At 69.8% G+C, this 15,376-nt stretch carries 11 protein-coding genes and 2 tRNA genes; 5 read left to right on the forward strand and 8 right to left on the reverse strand.

Annotation, left to right across the window (positions count from 1 at the left end; genetic code table 11):
• Together ACFWPJ_RS08710 and ACFWPJ_RS08715 are read right to left on the reverse strand one after the other, a co-directional pair.
• Positions 1-1,335, reverse strand: a 1,335-nt coding sequence (locus tag ACFWPJ_RS08710; RefSeq protein ID WP_378848936.1) for an alpha/beta fold hydrolase, incomplete at its 3' end; no start/stop codon positions are given.
• Between the two features lie 32 nt (positions 1,336-1,367).
• Positions 1,368-2,129 (reverse strand): pyrimidine reductase family protein, encoded by a 762-nt coding sequence (locus ACFWPJ_RS08715; RefSeq protein ID WP_378848937.1) that lies wholly within the window; start codon positions 2,127-2,129, stop codon positions 1,368-1,370.
• Between the two features lie 35 nt (positions 2,130-2,164).
• Here ACFWPJ_RS08715 and zapE point away from each other — a divergent pair, with 35 nt between their 5' ends.
• Complete coding sequence (zapE, locus tag ACFWPJ_RS08720) at positions 2,165-3,184, forward strand: cell division protein ZapE (RefSeq protein ID WP_378848939.1); 1,020 nt, start codon at positions 2,165-2,167, stop codon at positions 3,182-3,184.
• A gap of 106 nt (positions 3,185-3,290) precedes the next feature.
• On the opposite strand, the gene ACFWPJ_RS08725 is transcribed toward zapE, so the two are convergent.
• A complete protein-coding gene (locus ACFWPJ_RS08725) occupies positions 3,291-3,830 on the reverse strand; it encodes a GNAT family N-acetyltransferase (RefSeq protein WP_378848941.1) in 540 nt (179 codons plus the stop codon).
• Positions 3,831-3,901: 71 nt separating this feature from the next.
• Here ACFWPJ_RS08725 and ACFWPJ_RS08730 point away from each other — a divergent pair, with 71 nt between their 5' ends.
• On the forward strand, positions 3,902-5,404 hold the full coding sequence (locus ACFWPJ_RS08730) for a flavin-containing monooxygenase (RefSeq protein WP_378848942.1): 1,503 nt from the start codon (positions 3,902-3,904) through the stop codon (positions 5,402-5,404).
• 66 nt (positions 5,405-5,470) lie between these two features.
• A complete protein-coding gene (locus tag ACFWPJ_RS08735; protein ID WP_378848944.1) occupies positions 5,471-6,403 on the forward strand; it encodes a LysR family transcriptional regulator in 933 nt (310 codons plus the stop codon).
• Here ACFWPJ_RS08735 and ACFWPJ_RS08740 read toward each other — a convergent pair.
• Positions 6,400-9,471 (reverse strand): hypothetical protein, encoded by a 3,072-nt coding sequence (locus ACFWPJ_RS08740; RefSeq protein ID WP_378848946.1) that lies wholly within the window; start codon positions 9,469-9,471, stop codon positions 6,400-6,402. The two genes, ACFWPJ_RS08735 and ACFWPJ_RS08740, sit on opposite strands and share 4 nt — an antisense overlap.
• A 384-nt stretch (positions 9,472-9,855) precedes the next feature.
• On the opposite strand from ACFWPJ_RS08740, the gene ACFWPJ_RS08745 reads away from it, so the two are divergent.
• Positions 9,856-10,809: a hypothetical protein gene (locus tag ACFWPJ_RS08745; protein ID WP_378848948.1), complete on the forward strand. Its 954-nt coding sequence runs from the start codon at positions 9,856-9,858 to the stop codon at positions 10,807-10,809.
• Here the strand turns inward: ACFWPJ_RS08745 and ACFWPJ_RS08750 are convergent.
• Both ACFWPJ_RS08750 and mraY read right to left on the reverse strand, forming a co-directional pair.
• Positions 10,775-11,965 (reverse strand): hypothetical protein, encoded by a 1,191-nt coding sequence (locus ACFWPJ_RS08750; protein ID WP_378848949.1) that lies wholly within the window; start codon positions 11,963-11,965, stop codon positions 10,775-10,777. The genes ACFWPJ_RS08745 and ACFWPJ_RS08750 overlap by 35 nt on opposite strands.
• Before the next feature lie 66 nt (positions 11,966-12,031).
• Positions 12,032-13,105 carry a phospho-N-acetylmuramoyl-pentapeptide-transferase gene (mraY, locus tag ACFWPJ_RS08755; RefSeq protein ID WP_378848951.1) on the reverse strand — a complete coding sequence of 358 codons (1,074 nt, stop codon included), beginning with the start codon at positions 13,103-13,105 and terminating at the stop codon, positions 12,032-12,034.
• A gap of 312 nt (positions 13,106-13,417) precedes the next feature.
• Here mraY and ACFWPJ_RS08760 point away from each other — a divergent pair, with 312 nt between their 5' ends.
• Entirely contained in the window at positions 13,418-14,578 is a 1,161-nt protein-coding gene (locus ACFWPJ_RS08760; protein WP_378848953.1) for an NAD(P)/FAD-dependent oxidoreductase, read from the forward strand.
• A gap of 144 nt (positions 14,579-14,722) precedes the next feature.
• Here the strand turns inward: ACFWPJ_RS08760 and ACFWPJ_RS08765 are convergent.
• Positions 14,723-14,793, reverse strand: a tRNA-Cys gene (locus ACFWPJ_RS08765).
• A 46-nt stretch (positions 14,794-14,839) separates the two neighbouring features.
• Positions 14,840-14,911: transfer RNA gene (locus ACFWPJ_RS08770), tRNA-Gly, on the reverse strand.
• Positions 14,912-15,376 lie beyond the last annotated feature (465 nt).

Below are 15,376 nucleotides of genomic sequence, written 5' to 3' on the forward strand. Positions count from 1 at the left end.
CAGTTCCAGCTCGGTCGGCAGCGGCGGGGCGGTGGAGACCGGCCAGGCCGAGCAGACCATCAGTTCGATCGCGGCGGTCCGGCCGAAAACCGGATATTTGCTCGCCCAGGTTCCGGCGAGCTCGCGCGCCTTGTCCGGCGTCGGCGGCTGCTGGCTGTCGGTGCAGCGGTTGACGAACTCGCCGTCGGAGTTGATCGCGGCGGTTTCGCGGATGACCAGCATGGCCAGCGGTGCGCGATCACCGCGGTCGGCGGCGGCGAGGATGTCGGCCAGCGCGGTCACCCGGCTCGCCTGGTCACCGCGCGGGCTGGACAGGAATCCGGTGAGCGCGGTCGAGAGGTCGGCGGCCGAGATATCGCCGAGCGCGCCGGTGGTGGCCTTGTTCATCAGCGCGATGACCGCCGCGCGCGGGTCGGGGCCGAGCGCGCAGTTGGCGGCCTTGCAGCGCTGGGCGAAGGCGGTGAGGGCGGCCTCGGCGCCGGTGACGGCGGCTTCGGCCATCGTGGTCGCGTCCGCGCCGACCGGTTCGGGGGCGTCGAGCACGAGCCGGGCCAGGTGGTCGCCGTAGCGGCGGGCGTAACTGAGCGCGACCTTGGCGCCGTTGCCGGTGCCGATCAGGTTGATCTTCTCGACCTGCCACTGCTTGCGCAGCTGCTCGATGTCGTCGGCGGCGTGCGGGGCGTCGAAGGTGCCCTCGTAGGGCTGCAGGAAGTCACGGCAGGCGATGGTCGCGTCCTGGCTGTAGCCGGCGACCGCGCCGACCTGATCGTCGCTGCCCACCCCGAACTGGCCGAGATCGGCCATCACCGCGCGCAGCTGGGCGGGAATGCAGTCGATGGGCTGGGAGGCGCCGATCCCGCGCCGGTCGACGGCGACGATCGGCTGCGCGGCCAGCAACGCGCTGTTCGGGCCGACGGCCAGACCCGCCAGCGTCGAGGCCGACGAGCGGTCGGCGCCGGAGGTGAGCACCAGCGGCGCCGCGTCGGCGGGGGTTTGCGGCAGCCGGGCCCGCAGGGCGCCCGCCCGGAACGTGCCGAGCACGGTGCCCGCGGTGTCGATCGGGGTCGCGAAATCGGCGCACTCCAGAACCAGGCCTGCCGGAGCCGCGCCGAAATCGAGCGAACCCAGGGTCGACGCGGTGCAGTCCTTCCAGGCCAGGTCGGTTTTCGGGACTTCGGCCTTGGCGAGATCCGGCACGGCGGGTTCCGCGGTCTGCCCGCCACCCGACCCGGGACGCTCGACGGCGACGACGGGCCGATCTGACGGTCCGGCCCCACAGCCCGCGAGCATGATCGACAGTGTCGCGGCCGTCGCCGCGGCCCGAGTCCAGCGCATGGGCTACACACTGCCAGGTTCGGCGCCAGGTTTCATCGACGGGCCCACCGGGCCAGCACGGTGCCGTCCTCGGCGAGCACCAGCTGTTTGCGGCTCATCGGGATGTCGAAAGTGCTCGCCGACAGCGAGATTCGCCCGCCCGCCCCGCCGACCAGCATCGGCGCGGTGCTCAGGCACAACTCGTCGACCAGATCCGCCTCGCCCAGCTGCCCGAACAGATGCGGTCCGCCCTCACACAGCACCCGATGAAGGCCGCGCTCGGCGAACACCCGCACCAGCGCGGCCGGCATGATCGCGGCCTCACCGGCCACCACCACCTGCGCGCCCGCCTGCTCGAGCGCGGCGACCTGGTCTATGTCGGCGTGGGCGGTGGTGATGATCAGCGGCGCGACCTCGGCGTCGGTGAAGAACTTCGACGCCGGATCGAGCCGCGCGCTCGCGGTGACCACCGCGATCGGCGGCGGGGTGCCGTCGGCCGATCCGCCGATGCCGTGCTGGAAGTGGGCGCGGCGCCGATCCGGATCCGGATGCGCGCCGCCGTAGTTCTCCGCGCGCACCGTGCCCGCCCCGACGACGATCACCTCGGCCAGCTCACGCAACAACGTGAACACCCGATGGTCGGCGTCGGTACCGAGCCCGGCCGACACCCCGTCCACGGTGAACGCGCCGTCGATACTGTTCACGAAGTTGGCCCGCACCCAGGGTCTGTCCAGGTGCCGGGGATAGGCATAGCACCTGGCCAGTGCGTCGTCGTCGAGGTCTGCGAGCTGGGTCACATTGTGGATACGCTGCATAGGAACCGATGCAACCACGTCCGTACGATTCGTTCATGCAAGAACGCCTCGTCGATCGCCATCCGGAGGTCCCGGCCGACCAGCTCGTCGCGCAGATGGTGCCCCCGCCCATGTTCGACGAGGTCAGCTTCGCCTCCTACATTCCCGACCCCAAGGAACCCAGCCAGGCGGCCGCGGTGCGCAAGGCCGAGGAATTCGCCGGTCAGGTCGCCAAGATCCACAAGGCCGGCTCCAAGAAGAGCCTGTTCGGCAAGAAGAAGGCCGTCACCGGTGCCGGCCTGTACCTCGACGGTGGCTTCGGCGTCGGCAAGACCCACCTGCTCGCCTCGATCTTCCACAGCGCGCCGGCGCCCAAGTCGTTCGGCACCTTCGGTGAGCTGACCAACCTGGTCGGCGCGCTGGGCTTCGTCAACGCCGTCGAGCGCCTCTCCGACAACAGCCTGCTGTGCATCGACGAGTTCGAGCTCGACGATCCGGGCGACACCACCATGGTCTCGCGCCTGCTCACCGAGCTGTCGGCCGCGGGCGTCTCCATCGCGGCCACCTCGAACACCCTGCCCAGCCAGCTCGGCGAGGGTCGTTTCGCCGCACAGGATTTCCTGCGCGAGATCAAGAAGCTCGGCTCCATCTTCGAGCCGGTGCGCGTCGACGGCCCCGACTACCGCCACCGCGACCTGCCGCCCGCCCCCGAGCCGACCTCGCCCGACGTGCTGGCCGAACGGGCCGCCACCACACCGGGTTCCACGCTCGACGACTACGACGCGCTGCTGAAGCACCTGAGCACGCTGCACCCGTCGAAGTACGGCGCGCTCATCAACGGGGTGTCCTCGGTGTTCATCTCCGGCGTGCACCCGGTCACCGACCAGGCCGTTGCCCTGCGCATCGTCGTGCTGGCCGACCGCCTCTACGACGCCAGCATCCCGGTGACCGTCTCCGGCGCCAAGCTCGACGAGATCTTCTCCCAGGAGATGCTCGACGGCGGCTACCGCAAGAAGTACCTGCGCGCGATCTCGCGTCTGCTGGCGCTCTCGCGCTTCGAGGCCGCCGCCGCGTAAACCGAAGACGCCGGGTACGTTCTCCTTCGACGGCTACGTCCGCGACGGCCTCGGCCTGACCGGCACCGAGGTCGCCGCGCTGCGGTCGGCACTGCTCAGCTGAGCCTCACAGCGCCCGCTCGAACACATAGTCGGCGTGCACCTGAGTGCCGACGGTATAGGTTCTCGTGCCGACCCGCACGAATCCGTGCTTGACGTAGAAGTTCTGCGCGCGCTCGTTGACCTGGTTGACGCCCAGCCACACCGCCGCCGCACCCGACTCGCGCGCCGTGGCGACCGCCGCCTCCATCAGCGCACCGGACACGCCGCTGCCGTGATGGCCCGGCAGCACATACATCTTGTTCAACTCGACCACCGCGCCCGCGCTCACCTGGGCCGCGACCTCGGGATCGCTCGGCCTGCCCGCGACGAGCATGGCGTAGCCGACGATCTCGTCGCCCTCGACCGCCTTGAGCACGATCCGGTCCGGGTCCGACAGGTATTCGCCGAACCGTTCGCCCGAGAGCATCTGGTCCAGGAAGATCTCGATGTCGCCCTGGGTGGCCTCCGGGGGACAGGCCAGCGGAAAGGTGGCCGCGGCGACATCGCTGAGCTCCTCGGCATCCCAGAGCCCGGCCCGATCGACGACGACGGAACTGTTGGTCATCTTTCCAGTACAGCACGGGTCGGCCCGCCGGCGGTGGCAGGTTGACCGCGGTGCCGAGTACTCTCCTCGCCATGACGAGCGGTAGCCGCATCGGGATCGTCGGTGCGGGAGTTGCGGGTTTGGCCTGCGCGAAAGTGTTGAGTCGGGCGGGATTCCCGGTCGAGGTGTTCGACCGGGCCCCTGATGTCGGAGGTGTGTGGAGCGCCACCCGTCGCTATCCGGGTCTGCGCGCGCAGAACAGCAAATTCACGTACCACTTCAGTGATCACCCGATGCCGGAGGACTTTCCCCGCTGGCCCGACGGTCAGCAGATCCAGGCCTACCTCGCCGGGTACGTGCACGAGTTCGGCCTGGCCGAGCATCTGCGCCTCGGCACCGAGGTGATCGCCGCCGACCCGGTCGACAGCGGCTGGCTGCTCGAAGTCCGCGACGGCAACGGCGTGCGGCGCACCTCCTGCGATCACCTGATCGTCGCCAACGGCGTGTTCAGCGACCCGGTGATGCCCGCGCTGTCCGGCGTGTCGGCGTTCCGGGCCGCGGGCGGACGGCTGTGCCACGTCTCGGAGTTCCACGACCTCGAACAGGTGCGTGACCGCTCCGTGGTCGTCATCGGCTACGGCAAGTCGGCCACCGATGTCGCCGAGGCGATCAGCCACTTCGCCGACGACACCAGCGTGGTCGCGCGCAGGCTCACCTGGAAGATGCCGCGCACCTTCGGCGCTGGCATGGACTACGAGCGCATGCTGTTGACCCGGATGGGCGAGGCACACTTCCGGTCCAGGGAACCGCGCACGGCCGAACGCCTGCTCGACCGGCTCAGCCTGCGCGAGGCCAATATGGACCTGGTGCAGGAACGGGTGACGCGCAAGCTGCGGCTGCGTGAGCTCGGCCTGCTGCCGGACGGAAAGTTCGAGGACATCGCCACCAGCAGTGCGAGCCTGGCGACCGAGGGTTTCGCCGAGCAGGTCGAGGCGGGCCGGATCACCGTGCACCGCGATACCGACGTCACCGATCTGATCGGCGGGCAGCACGGGCCCGCGGTGCGGCTGTCCGACGGCACACTGAAGCTGGCCGAGATCGTCGTGTGCGCCACCGGATACCGCCAGGAGGTGCCGTTCCTGACCCCGTTCGTCCGGCGCAGCCTCACCGACGAGGTCGGCGACTTCCGGCTCTACCGCAACATCCTGCCGGTGGAGATCCCCAACCTGACCTTCGCGGGCTACAACAACTCGAACGTGAGCACCCTCAACGCCGAAGTAGGCGCGCACTGGATCGCCGGACTGCTCACCGGGAAGTTCGTGCCGCCCATGCCCGAGCAGATGAACTCCGAGATCGACGAGCGGCTGTCCTGGTCGCGGGAACGCACCGACGGCAACCACGCCCACGGCGCGACGGTGACCCCGTTCTCGCTGAGCACGATCGACGAGATGCTCGACGATCTGCGCACGCCGCTGCCGTTGACCAGCAGGCTGGCGCAGTGGGTGCGGCCCGTGCGTCCCGCGTCCTACCGCCGGGTCCTGCGCGATCGCCCGCTGGCCGTCCCCTCGGCGCCCGCGCCGATTGCCGAGGGGTAGCCGACACGCCGGATCGCCGTCGCCGCGACACTTGGCGGCGATCATCGCGTTGGTGATAATCCTGGCGTGGATGCGCTGGATCTGAACCTGCTGCTCGCCCTGGACGCGCTGCTCGACACCAACAGCGTGACCGAGGCGGCCCGGCGTCTACACACGTCCACCTCGGCGATGAGCCGCACCCTCACCCGGTTGCGTGCCGTGCTGGGCGACCCGCTGCTCGTGCGCTCCGGCAGGCAGCTGGTGCCGACACCACGCGCACTGGAGTTGCGCCACGATGTCGCGGGCTTGGTCGATCAGGCGCGGTTGCTACTGACCACCCGCGACGGGAACGGGGCAGGCCGGCATCGGGATTTCGTTGTCCGCGTGGCCGATTCGGTGGTCGCGCGGCTGACCGGTCCGCTGCTGGCCGCGGTCCGTGCCCAGCTGCCCGGCGTGACGGTGCGCCTGCTGGCGGCCGACGCGGGCGACGCCGCGGTCGCCCTGCGGGACGGGCGCGTCGACGTCGAGGTCGGCATGATCGGCCAGACCGATCCGGAAACCGTCGTCAAGCGCCTGTTCGCCGACCGCTGGGTCGGCGTCGCCGCCGCGGGCCACCCGTTCGGCGCCGACCGGCCCACCGTCGCCGCTTACGCCTCCGCCCAGCACCTGGAAGTCTCGGCCACCGGCCGGACCCACAGCCCCATCGACGACCGGCTGGCGCTGCACGGCCGCACCCGGCGCGTGCTCGCCACGGTGCCCGACCTGGCCACCGCCCTGTTCACCGTCGGCTCGACCGAACTCGTCTGTCCCGTACCGGAACTCCTGTCCCGGCCCGCCCGCACCGCCCTCGGCCTGACCATGTTCGAAATCCCCCTCCCACTGCCGGCCCCCGTCGTCGCGATGGCCTGGCACCCGCGCAACACCGCCGACGCGGGCCACCGCGCCCTGCGCGACCTCATCGGCGCCGTCCTGCACGACACACCGAAACCCGGCCCGGTGCCCGTAGCGGCACCCGCCTAACCGGCCTCCGTCGTCGGCGGACCGAAGACGTCCCGCCGCCCCGGCGGCAACCCGGCCGACCGCTTCAATTCGTCGAGCATCGCCTGCAACTTGTCGACATGTGCCCGCTCGATATCGAACGCCCGGAAAGTCCCGGTCACCGTGATCCCCGCGGCATCGGTCGCGGTCGGCGGAGCCGGATCGGCGACCACTCGATCGAGCGGACTCGTCACCGGCGCACCATCCCCCGCGCTCGCTGGGAAATCGGACGGCACACCGTGGTTCACCGTGGGATCGAAGGACCCTGGCCCGCGACCGTTGGCGGAACCATGCGGGCTCGTCGATCCGCCGAAGTCGGTGCGCGCACTGTGAGTGAGCTCGCCGCGGCCGTTGGTGGAAGGGCCGAGGTTCGGCGGCGTGCCGAAGTCGGTGGGCGCGCTGTGGGTGAGCTCGCCGGGTCCGTGGCCGTTCGTGGAAGTGCCGCGGTTCGGCGATGTGCCGAAATCAGCGGGCGTGTTGGGAGAACCCGCAGGGTCGAGGTCCGCAGGACGCCGGACATTGGCGGTCGCGTCGAATCCGCCGTGGTTGGACGAGAGGACGACATCGGCCGGTCCGTCGAGATCGGTACGTGTGCCGTGCGTGGGTGCGGGATCCAGGGCAGGCCCGCGGCCGTTGGTGGAAGCGTTGACACCGGCGGGCGTGCCGAGGTCGGGGGAGTTGCCGTGGGGGAGAGCGGGATCGGAGCCCGGGGACGGGGCGCCGGAACCACCGGTGCCGGTCTCGGCGTGGCTCTTGGGCGCGGATAGGCGGGCCGGCGGGCCTGCGGGGGTGGGCGCTCCGTCGCCGGACGGGGTGGTGGTGAGGCGCTCGCGCGGAGTGAAGTCGTCGAAGATCGACTCGGTGCGGTGCGGGGCGTCACCGCCGGTGAATCCGTTGCGGGCGTGCCCGTTCCGGCTCGGGGCTGGCAGGGTCGCGTCTTCGTCGGTGAAGGTCCAGTGGATGCCGTTGGCGGTGGATCCCGAGGTGGGGGTCGGTGTCGCGGTGACCGGCGCACCGAATCCGTTGACCGGGTAACCGTTCGTCACGGGCTCGGTGCGGTCGCCTGCGGTGAGACCGGCCGACCGCGGGTCACTCACTGCCCGGGTGGTTTCGCGCCCGGTGGCGTCGATGCCGGTGCCGGACAGAGCATCCGGCGATGCGGGCCGCACTCGGGCATCCTCGACCGGCGCAGCCGTGCCCTCGGCGGGCTTGCCCACCGGACGTGCCCGCTCGACCCCGACGCGGTGTCCGACGTCGGCCCGACCCTCCGGTATCGCATTCATGGCAGCGGTATTCGCCTGATCGGCGGTGATGCCGGACAGTGACACGTCACCACCACGCACGACGTCGCCGACCTCCGCGCTGCCCGGAAGCGAGGACGATCCGAGCGTCGCCGAATCGTCGGACTGCGTTCCCGAGGACGTGCCGTCACGCCCGAGCGCAGAGATCGATCCGGCACGTTCACCGGAGTCGGCATCCCGCCCCGCACCGGCCGTCCAGCCATCCCGGCCGGACCCATTGCTCGACAACCGCTGTGTGACTTGCCATTCGAGAGCCTGGATCACACTGTCATCCGAGCGCGCCGCACCCTGACGTCCGCGCGCCGCCCCCGACTGCGCGGCAACGCTGCCGGGCACGGTGATCTCGGCATCGTCGGATCCCCGTCCATCAGCCGCCGGATCACTCGGTGCCACTCCGATGCCGTTCCCCGACATCGAATTCGACGTACCGCCTGCCGCGGTGGAAACAGGCGCGGATCCCGCGCCGTCGGAGGAGAGTCGCACGCCGGTGCCGAGACGTTGTAGGCCATGGTCGGCCGGTGTCGAGGTGTCACTGTCTGCGGCCGACTCGACACCGATGCCTGTGGACCCCGGCGCAGTGCCATCTGCTGCAGCACGTTGACGCGCGGCGCCGACGAAGCCGGACTCCGCCGCCGACAGGCTGCCATGGTGCGCGGCCGCGAGTGGGTCGGCGTCTGCCTGCATCGTGCCGATGGCCGCGGGCACGCCGGTAGAGGCCGGTACGCCGGCAGTCGATGACGCCGGGACGTGGGTGACGCTCGACGAAGAGGCGCCGAACGGGCTCGATCCGTGACCGATGGGCTGCCCGTTCCGGGTGTGCCCGGATTCTGCGGGGTCTGCTCCGCCGGCCACGGCCGACTGTGTGCCGCCGTCCTGTGCGGGCACCGCATTGCGGACGGGGGGAGACGCCGCGTCGCAGACCTGTGCCGACGGTTCGTTCCACGGCCGCGCCTCGAGCAGCTCAGCGCCGTCGATCGCCGTAACGCCATTCACTGTTCCTGCGTCGTTCACCGCCTGCGTATTGCGCAGGGGCGCCGCACCGTTCGGCACCTGGGCGCCGTTCGGCGCTGCGCCGTTCCGTGTGGGGCGGTCTGTTGCCCGTGCACCGTTCACGGCAGTGTCCGCCGACCGTGCTCCATTCAGCCGCTGAGCGCGGTCGACCGGCTGCACGCCGGTCACCATGCTGTCCGTGACCGGCGACCCCGGAGCACCCTCGGACCCCAGCAGTGCCGCGACCCCCGCGACCTCACCGGCCGACTCGAACGCGGCCGAGGACCGGGGAACTGGGGCGACGGTGATCGGCCAGGTCGGATCACCGAGGTGATCGGTACGGGAGTGGCGCCGTTCCAGCGGGGGCCGCCCGGCGTCGACGGCGCGGGCAGACTCGGCCGCCCCGCCTTCCGGCGCTCCCTCGTCCAGATCGGCGGCCGCGCGCTCGGCGGCTTCCGCGGCCTCGCGGACTTCCCGGCGGCTGCGCCCTGCCCGCGGCGGCGCCTGCTCGGATTCTCCGCCGTCGAGCGCGTCCAACCGGGAACTCAGTCGCGAAATGTCCTGTGACGCATGGAATGCCCAGGATTCGAGCCTGCGGATCCTGGTCTGGTCGGGAAGGTCCTCGTCGGCGGGGAAGGGCGGAACTTCCTGCTGCACCCGGGCGGCGACGATATCGAGCTTGTCACTGACTTCACGCAGCGCCGCGGCGATACTCGCCAGCATCGACCCGATAGATTCGTCGTGCTCAGCGTGGTTCATGCACACCCTACTTCCCGTGCTCGGCGAGCGTGCCCGCCCCGGCCGCAGCGATCATATCCACCGGGGGCCCCGATCGCGTCCCCGCGATGTCCCGGTGACCGGATCGGCGACGCGCCGAACTGATCGGTAATCAGGATGAAACGGACGGGCAACAGGCCGGGTCTGTGTATCGAAATGATCAAGATCTCGGCGACGTTCTGCGACGTTGGCACAATGAAATAGCTTGATATACAAGCAGAGTTGCTGGTGTGATCTCAATCACCGGACGGTGACGCACCCGAGCGCGGGTCAAGGGGGCTGGCGGTGTGTCGGCGGCTGCGTCAACCTGGAAGCCACGGCGTGGGCGCGGGCACACGTCAGGGTGCCCGGTGAGGGAGTGATGGTGTGAGGACGAAGCGGCGAAGTGACACCCAGGTGGTGTGCGGACGACGGGCGCTGCTCGACGAACTCGGCATCTCGGAGGGCACCCGGCGCGCGGCACCCGAACGAACCGGGTACGGCTGTGGTTGCCCCGAATGCGTGGCGACGCAGTGGAATACCCAGCGACTCGAACACTGGATCTGCGGCAGGCTGACGGCGGCGGGCGCCGACGAGGCCGAGGTGGACGCCAGGATCGGCGACATCCCCGTCGACATCTACTGGCGGCGCGGCGACCGCCGCTGCGTCGTCGAGGTGCACAGCGGTCCGCTCGACATCACCGCGGCCAGGGCGCACCGGAAACGGCTGCAGGCCGCCGGAATCGATGACGTGCTGTGGGTGTGCCCGCAGGGCTACTGGGTGCCGCTGGTCCCCGCGGTCGGCATCGCCGACTTCGCGCCCGCGGCCGCCGACTACCGGATCGACCATGGCATCCTCGCCGCGGGCGAGACCGGTTTCGCCGCGCCGACGCGGGCGAGCTGGGAATTGCGTGACTTCCTCGACGGCTGGGTAACCGGCGAGATGCAGTGGGGTCATGCGGATCTGACGACAGGAGGGTGGGCCGAGGTGGGCACCTGGGAACGGCATACCGCGGCGCAGGCCGCCATGATCGAGCATCAGCGCAGGGAGCTGCGTGACCAGCGGGTCGAGCTGGCGGTGTCGCGCCAGACCGTGCGGGACAAACAGAAGCTGGTCACCCGTCTGCACCACCGGATCGACCGGGCGGGCGTGCACGCCGACGCCGGGGCCATCACCCTGGCCGGGGTGCGCAGCGAACTCGTCGCGCAGCAGCGGATCGCGATGGGCTTGCGCGCGACTATCGGGCGGATGGATCGCACGATCAATCAGTGGCAGTGGCTCACCTGCTGCGCGATGCTGCTGGTGATCACGGTGATGGCGGGCGCCCTGGTGACGCGCTGAGCCGCAGCGGCGTGCGGTCCCACCGCCAGTCGTTGCGCAGCACGAGCCCGGCCAGGTCGAGTAGTTCCAGGCCGGTCTCGGCGCGCACGGCTGCCAGCGCGTGCCGGTCGTAGGGTTCTCGCGCCAGATCGGCGGCGATGCGAGCCTCGATCGCCGGGTCGATCGTCCGCGCGCGCAGCCGGGCAGGGTCGAGGGCGCTTCCGGTCCAGGTCAGCCGGCCCCAGCCGTGCTCGTCGGCGTAGGCGCGGGCCAGTTCGCTCTGGATTCTGGTGTGGTGGAAGGCGATCCGGCCCAGCGGGACGACGTCGACGAGCACGATCCGGCCGTCGGTGAGCTGGGCGGCGACCGTCGGATAGTGCACGTGGTCCTCGCCGGCGAAGCGGTAGGTGAGCGCGGTCGGCTCCTCCTGGAACGCGGTCACCAGCGGGTCGGCGTCGAGGGTCCGCAGCAGGCGCGCCGCCAGGGCGGAGTCGTAGGCGACGTCGCGTCCGACGGTGGCGAGGTAGAACCGGCCGCGTCCGTCGTCGTCACCGTCGGCGACGCGGGCCGAGGCGGTCGGCAGGGGAGCGGCGGCGCCGGTGGACCACTCGACGTCGTCGAGCAGCGGCCCCAGCTCGCCGGTCTCGTCGAGCGGCTGCAGTTTGGCCAGGATGCTGGCGGTCTTCTTCTGCCAGCCCAGGATTCGCTGCATCACGTACCCGGCGACGCGCTTGGCATCGGCCTGGTCGTGCCCGGCCAGGCGCAGCTTCAGATACGACCATTCCATCGCCACCAGATCGGTGTCGGTGGCGTAGGTCTCGGCGAGCAGTTCCCGCATCAGGCGCAGATCGCCCGCGTCGCGCGGGTACCGATGGCCGAACACCTCGGCGCAGCGGTGTCCCGAGCGGGCCGCTTCCCGCACGATCTGCCCGATCGCCTTGGCGTAGAGCTGCCGGACCCGGTCGCGGGCGAGGTCGTAACGCGCGCCGATGCGGGTGAGGGTTTCCGGGCGCTGCCCGCCGATGCCGAGGCGCAGGGCGACGATCCGCGCGTCCCTGGCGGCGCGCTCGGCGTGCTCGGTGAGCAGTTCGGCGACCAGCTCGTCGAGTTCCTCGAGCTCGAAGCAGACATCGGCGGCGATGTCGTGGTCGAGTTCCCGCCCGCTCCCGGCACTCAACTGGGCAACCTCCCGCTCGGCTCGCTGTGTCGGGTCAGCGTAGCGGGGGCCACCGACAGCGCCCGGTTACAGCGTGGTGATGTATTCGCCGTAGAACAGGCACAGCCCGATCGCCGACGCGATGCCGCCCAGCATCCAGAACCGGATGATCACCGCCGTCTCCGGCCAGTTGTTCAGTTCGAAGTGATGATGGAACGGCGCCATCCGGAACAGTCGCGTGTGGGTGGTGCGGAAGACGACGATCTGCAGCAGCACCGACATGATCTCCGCGACGAACAGCGCGCCGAGCACCACTGCGAGCAGTTCGGTGCGGCTGGTGATCGACAGCCCCGCCACCAGACCGCCCAGCCCGAGCGAGCCGGTGTCGCCCATGAAGATCTTCGCGGGCGCCGCGTTCCACCACAGGAACCCGATGCACGCGCCCGCCGCCGCCGCGCTGACCACCGCCAGGTCGAGGGGGTCGCGCACGGTGTAGCAACCGCGGCCGGGGCTGAGCTCGCACGAGTTCTCGAACTGCCACAGCGTGATCACCACGTACGCGCCGAGGGTCAGGCTCATCGATCCCGCGGCCAGCCCATCGAGCCCGTCGGTGATGTTGACCGCGTTCGACCACGCCACCACCAGCAGGCAGATGAACGCGATGAAGATCAGCGAGCCGAAGGCGATGGTGTTGATGTCGCGGACATAGGAGAGGTTGTTCCCGGCCGGGGTCAGCCCGGTGGCGCCGGGAAACCGCAGCGCCAGCACCGCGAACACGACCGCGGCACCGATCTGCCCGAGATACTTCCCCGCCGCGGTCAACCCGAGATTGCGGTGTTTGCGGAGCTTGATCGAGTCGTCGAGGAAGCCGACCATCCCCAGCGCCGAGGCCAGCAGCAGCACCAGTACGCCGGAGGCGCTGGGTCCCGGTGCGTCCCACAGCAATCCGATCAGATGCGACCCGAGGAACCCGGCCCACACGCCCGCCCCGATCGCCAGCCCACCCATCGTGGGTGTCCCGCGTTTGGTGTGGTGACTGGCAGGCCCGTCGATCCGGATCTCCTGCCCGAACCCGCGCCGCGCGAACACCCGGATCAACACGGGCGTGAGGGTGATGGTGACGAACAGGGAGATCCCCGCCGACAACAGGATCTGCCTCAACTGCTCACCCTCCAAACCGCCGGTCCACGCCACCACTGCAGGCCCGGCGACGCCGAGTGCCGATCCTAGGGGAGCGTCGACGGAATCCGGGCCGTGAGTGACCTGGGTTACATCGGCGCCCACCGCATGGCCCGGCGGGAAACGCCGTGACAGACACCGAGCCGCAACCTGTCGGCAGCTTCCCTCCGGCTACCCGTGCGCGCACAATGGACAGACAGCCCAACCCGTTCGGCCGAGCTGTCTTCGACAGTGAAGGCGTTTGTGCGGCAATCCGATGACTGGCTCTCGATTGCGAACGGAGAGGAGTGTGCGATGTCCGTTGCCGGTAATAGCCGAACACCGACGGTGCTGATCCTGGGGGCCGGCTTCGGCGGGCTGGAGCTGGCCGCTTGCCTTTCCGAGTCGCTGCCCGGCGAGGTCCGCGTGGTGCTCGTCGACCGTGCGGACGGGTTTACCCTCGGTTTCGCGAAACTGGACATTCTGTTCCGTGAGCGGGCGCCGGAGTCCCTCCTCGTCCGCTACGCCGATCTCGCCCTTCCCGGCGTCGAGTTCCGGCAGGAACAGGTCACCTCGATCGACCCGCAGACCCGTCACGTAGTCACCGACACCGCTGAATACGACCCGGATATTCTCGTCGTCGCCTTGGGTGCTGAGTACGACCCCGCGGCCACCCCCGGGTTCGTCGAGGATGGCTACGAGTACTACTCGATCGAGGGAGCGTGCCGCCTCCGTGATCGGCTGGCCCAGTTCGACGGCGGGACCGTCCTGATCTCGGTGCTGAGCGTGCCGTTCAAGTGCCCGCCCGCCCCTTACGAGGGTGCGATGCTGCTGCACGAGTCGCTGACCCGGCGCGGCATCCGCGACCGAACGCGCATTCACATGATCACCCCGATGGACTCACCGATCCCCGTTTCCGCGGACACCTCCGCCGCACTCGTCGAGGCTCTGGCCCTGCGTGGAATCGACTACTCTCCGGGGCGGCGAGTCCACGCCCTCGACCCGGAGAATCACGTCGCGGCCACCCGCGCCGGAGACCTGCCGTACGACCTGTTCATCGGCATTCCGACCCACCGCGTCCCCCCGGTGGTCGAGGCATCAGGGCTGACCGTCGACGGCGTCGACGGCTGGATCCACGTCGACCCGCGGACGCTGGCCACGCCGTATCCCGGCGTCTACGCGATCGGTGACTGCGCGGATGCGCCGGTTCCCCGCGCCGGTGTCTTCGCCGAGGACGCCGCCCGCACGGCCGCGGCGCACATCGCCGCGCAACTGCGGGGGATGCCAACGCCCGGAAAGTATCTCGGCCAGGGCACATGCCACATCGAGTTCGGGGACGGCCTCGTCGGGAAGGTCGACGCCGACTTCCTGTCGGGGCCGACGCCGATCGCGCCGTTCGAGCCACCCTCGGCGGAACTCGCGATCGAGAAAGCCGAATTCGCCGCTGAGCGGCTTCGGCGCTGGTTCAACCGGTGAACGCCCGCCGCCTGGCAGGGTCCACCGGGAAACGCAAGAAGGCCCCCGGGGGAACCCGGGCCGTGCGGGGGTGGGCGATAATGGGGTTGTAACAATTTCCGCTTGCGTGTGGGGGTATCGCGCTCCCGCTGAGCTAATCGCGCGAGGTGGAGACGGGAATCGAACCCGTGTGCACGGCTTTGCAGGCCGTTGCCTCACCACTCGGCCACTCCACCGCGCAAAGAAGGATGGCGTATTGCTTAGTGCCGAACCTACCTCTCGAGCGGATGACGGGATTTGAACCCGCGACCCTCACCTTGGCAAGGTGATGCGCTACCACTGCGCTACATCCGCATTCGCACTTCCGGAGTCAGTCGGCCTGGCGGCTTGGCTGCTCTCCGTGGTGCGAGGAAAACATTAGCCGACTGTCGGCGCAGACTACAAATCGGCTGGTAGATGGGCCTAAATGTGAATTACAGACGTGTTGTTCGGGTGGTGGATGGGGGAGTTGTGGGCGTCGGATGGGCCTCTCGGGTAGTCCGCGCCGGCAGCGGCCGAAGGGCCGGTTCGGTACGGGTGGTGTCACGGCACTGCATGAAACAACGTAGATATGCGCATTAAAACATGTATGCGCCATCGGACCCGGCTGAGCCGTACGCGCACGCGGCGGCCCACAGAACAGCCAAGAAGCCCGAAGCCTCCCGTTCACAAGGCGATTTGGCGTCACCCGGGTCCACCGTGCTAATGTTCCATCTCGTTCGAGAGGCTCTCCGAAGCCCCTCGGCACAGTGTTCGGTCCCATAGCTCAGCGGGAGAGCT

The sequence above is a fragment of the Nocardia sp. NPDC058497 genome (assembly GCF_042720195.1).
Classification (GTDB): domain Bacteria; phylum Actinomycetota; class Actinomycetes; order Mycobacteriales; family Mycobacteriaceae; genus Nocardia.

What these genes read in the sequence shown, in the direction of transcription:
- ACFWPJ_RS08715 (WP_378848937.1), bottom strand. Translation starts at nt 2,129, where the DNA reads ATGCAGCGTATCCACAATGTGACCCAGCTCGCAGACCTCGACGACGAC.
- zapE (WP_378848939.1), top strand. Translation starts at nt 2,165, where the DNA reads ATGCAAGAACGCCTCGTCGATCGCCATCCGGAGGTCCCGGCCGACCAG.
- ACFWPJ_RS08725 (WP_378848941.1), bottom strand. Translation starts at nt 3,830, where the DNA reads ATGACCAACAGTTCCGTCGTCGTCGATCGGGCCGGGCTCTGGGATGCC.
- ACFWPJ_RS08730 (WP_378848942.1), top strand. Translation starts at nt 3,902, where the DNA reads ATGACGAGCGGTAGCCGCATCGGGATCGTCGGTGCGGGAGTTGCGGGT.
- ACFWPJ_RS08740 (WP_378848946.1), bottom strand. Translation starts at nt 9,471, where the DNA reads ATGAACCACGCTGAGCACGACGAATCTATCGGGTCGATGCTGGCGAGT.
- ACFWPJ_RS08760 (WP_378848953.1), top strand. Translation starts at nt 13,418, where the DNA reads ATGTCCGTTGCCGGTAATAGCCGAACACCGACGGTGCTGATCCTGGGG.